A 2,472-nucleotide genomic window follows, 5' to 3' on the forward strand; every position below is an offset into this window, starting at 1 on the left:
ACGCGCTGACCTGGCTCGAGATCGACTGGGACGAGGGTGTGGAGAAGGGCGGTCCGCACGCTCCGTACCGGCAGTCCCAGCGCGGCGACATCTACGCCGGCGTGCTGCAGCAGCTCATCGATGCGGGAGCCGTCTACGAGTCGTACTCCACCGCGGAGGAGATCGACGCCCGCAACGAGGCCAACGGCCGCGCCAAGCAGCTCGGCTACGACAACTTCGACCGCCACCTCACAGACGAGCAGAAGGCAGCCTTCCGCGCCGAGGGCCGCGAGCCCGCGTGGCGTCTGCGGGTGCCCGACGAGGACGTCACCTACGTGGACCTCATCCGCGGCGAGGTGACCTTCCCCGCCGGGTCGTTCCCCGACTTCGTCGTCGTGCGGGCGGGTGGGCAGCCGCTGTACACGTTCACCAACCCGGTCGACGACGCCCTCATGGGCATCACCCACGTCATCCGCGGTGAGGATCTCATGCCGTCCACCGCCCGTCAGCTGGCGCTGTACGCCGCGCTGATCGATGCCGGCGTCACCACCTTCGTGCCCCGGTTCGGCCACATGCCGCTCGTCCTCGGCGAGGTGGGCAACAAGAAGCTCTCCAAGCGCGACCCGAAGGCCGACCTCTTCCTGCAGCGGGAGAAGGGCTTCATCCATGAGGGCCTGCTCAACTACCTCGCCCTGCTCGGATGGTCGCTGTCGCACGACCGCGACGTGTTCTCCCTCGAGGAGTTCATCGCCGCCTTCGACATCGTCGACGTCAACCCCAACCCGGCCCGGTTCGACCAGAAGAAGGCCGAGTCCATCAACGGCGACCACATCCGCATGCTGGATGCCGAGGACTTCGCAGCCCGCATCGTCCCCTACCTCGTGAACGCGGGTGTCGTCGCCGACCCGCCGACGCCGCAGCAGCAGCAGATGATCGCGGCATCCGCCCCGCTCGTGCAGGAGCGCGTGCAGCTGCTGGGGGAGGTCCCGGCGCTCCTGGGCTTCCTCTTCACCGATGAGATCGAGTACCAGGACGATGCGCTGAAGTCCCTGCCGGCGAATGCCGGTGAGGTGCTCGTGGCATCCGTCGCCGCGTTGGAACTCGTTGCCGAGCAGTCCTTCACGGCCGCCGCCGTGCAGGAGGCGCTGGCCGCGGCGCTCATCGAAGGGCTGGGACTCAAGCCCCGCGTCGCCTACGGTCCGCTGCGCGTGGCGCTGAGCGGACGCCGCATCTCGCCGCCGCTGTTCGAATCGATGGAGCTGCTCGGCAAGGCCGAGACGCTGCGCCGCCTCGGTGCGCTGGTCGAGCGCACGGCCTGACCGGTCGCGCCACGCCCGGGGTGCCCGGTTTGGTGCGTAAGGCGCGGATCGGGTAGGCTTGATCTTCGGTGCGAGGGTGACTTCACACCGATGGGGTATGGTGTAATTGGCAACACGGCGGTTTCTGGTTCCGTTGTTCTTGGTTCGAGTCCAGGTACCCCAGCAAGACGAAAACCCCCGGGAATCCGGGGGTTTCGTCGTTTCCGGTGTCAGTCGGGTCAGGCGCCCCGCTCGGCGGTGCTCAGGTGGCGCGCCAGGAGGTGCTGGCCGTTCTCGGGCACCCCGTCCAGCGGCGCCGACTCGGGTGTCGTGCGGATGCCGGCGAACGCGAGCGGCACACCCTGCGCGGTCCACAGCGACGCGCGGTCCATCAGCTGTGCGTGTACGTGCGGTTCGCTGGTGTTGCCCGAGTTGCCGCACCGGCCGATCTGCTGGCCTGCGGTCACGCGCTCCCCGGGGCTCACCGTGACCGAGCCCTGCTGCAGGTGGGCGACAAGCGCGTAGATGCCGTCATCGCCGCGGATGGTGACGTGGTTGCCCACGATGAATCCCGGGCCGCCGACCTCGCGCAGCATCCCCTCGGCCATCATGTAGGCGACCCCGGCGTTGTTCGCCCGCGCCCGATGGTCCCGACGCCAGTGCGACGCCCGCACGACGACACCGTCGATCATCGCCAGCACCGGCTGGCCCAACGCGGGGTAGTCCGACGCCGGCGGCATTGCGCGCGGGCCGCCGAAGATCGGACGCGGGTTCTCGAGCGGGTCGCTGATCAGGTCGACGGCGTACGCCTGACCGTATGCGCGCACCCCATGACTGGGGACGGCGGAGGCCGGGCTGTTGATGGCGAGCCAGCGACCCTGCACGGGCGAGTGCACCGTCCGGGGGGAACGGGTGGTGAGAAGGCGCGGGCCCAGGACTGCCAGGGCGGCGCAGCCGAGAGCGACGACGGCGGCGACACCCATGAGCGCGGAACGCACGCGGTCCGCCGCGCCGCCGTCGAGCACGAGGCCCAGCAGCACGCCGACGATGAGCACCAGCGCGGCGCAATAGTAGAGCGGGCCGCGGACGCGGTACAGGGCGCGGGCGAACGCGCTCATCGCCCGGTTCCCAGCAGGCTCGACAGCAGGGGCACAACCCGCGCCGCCGGCACCTCATAGGTGCCGCGTGCGCTCTG

At 69.9% G+C, this 2,472-nt stretch carries 2 protein-coding genes and 1 tRNA gene; 2 read left to right on the forward strand and 1 reads right to left on the reverse strand.

Annotated features, from left to right (window positions below; all coding sequences use genetic code 11):
• Positions 1-1,298, forward strand: a 1,298-nt coding sequence (gene gltX / locus NQ160_RS22190; protein WP_257517208.1) for a glutamate--tRNA ligase, incomplete at its 5' end; no start/stop codon positions are given.
• 91 nt (positions 1,299-1,389) lie between these two features.
• Positions 1,390-1,461 (forward strand) — tRNA-Gln (locus NQ160_RS22195).
• A 55-nt stretch (positions 1,462-1,516) separates the two neighbouring features.
• Here the strand turns inward: NQ160_RS22195 and NQ160_RS22200 are convergent.
• Positions 1,517-2,395 (reverse strand): M23 family metallopeptidase, encoded by an 879-nt coding sequence (locus tag NQ160_RS22200; RefSeq protein ID WP_257517209.1) that lies wholly within the window; start codon positions 2,393-2,395, stop codon positions 1,517-1,519.
• Positions 2,396-2,472: the final 77 nt, after the last annotated feature.

Source organism: Microbacterium sp. zg.Y909 (assembly GCF_024626565.1).